Raw genomic sequence first — 866 nt, 5'->3', positions numbered from 1 at the left:
GACTTCGAAAGTTTGGTCGCCAACACTGACCTCGTCAGCACAGCCGTGACCGATGTAACGGACACGACAACGGTGACCCTCACCGCCACACCGTCTGTGGCTGAGGGCGGCACCATCGTTTACACCGCCAGCGTCGGCGCGCCAGTAACTGGCAGTCCGGTAGTGGTGACTTTGGCCAATGGCCAAACCATCACCATTCCAGTTGGCCAGAGTTCAGGCACGGCGACTGGAGCCGTTTCCAACGACGTGTACCAAGGACATGATGCTGTTACAAACAGCATTACTGCCGTTGGCGGCGGCAACTTCGAGAACCTCGTTGCCAACACGGATCCGGTCAGCACTGCGGTGACTGATGTAACTGACACGACCACTGTGACACTGACTGCTACGCCATCCGTGGCCGAGGGCGGCACTATCGTCTATACCGCCAGCATCGGCGCACCGGTGACTGTCGCTCCGGTTGTAGTGACCCTGGCCAACGGGCAAATCATCACGATTCCGGTTGGACAAAGCTCTGGCACTGCAACCGGCGCCGCCCTCAATGATGTTTATCAGGGGCATGAGGCGGTCACAAACAGCATCACCAGTGTCAGTGGCGGTAACTTTGAGAATTTGGTCGCCAATACTGATCCGGTCAGCACCTCGGTCACTGACGTAACTGACACCACTACTGTAACGCTAACCGCCACACCATCGGTGGCTGAGGGCGGGACCATCGTCTACATCGCCAGCGTCGGCGCGCCGGTGACTGGCGCTCCGGTTGTAGTGGCCTTGGCTAATGGGCAAATCATCACCATTCCGGTTGGCCAAAGCTCCGGCACTGCAACCGGCGCCGTGAGCAACGACGTCTATCAGGGCCACGCGGC

1 protein-coding gene is annotated in these 866 nt (G+C 59.2%); it reads left to right on the top strand.

Going from position 1 to position 866, the window contains the following annotated elements; translation table 11 throughout:
• Positions 1 to 866: immunoglobulin-like domain-containing protein (locus tag ACLEJW_RS23190; RefSeq protein ID WP_440778324.1), on the top strand; the 866-nt coding region annotated here is incomplete at both ends.

It is taken from the genome of Pseudomonas sp. SMSB3, assembly GCF_052041965.1.
Lineage (GTDB): Bacteria > Pseudomonadota > Gammaproteobacteria > Pseudomonadales > Pseudomonadaceae > Aquipseudomonas.
Note: the sequence above shows the minus strand (reverse complement) of the source record. Positions and strands in the feature narration are given on the sequence as shown.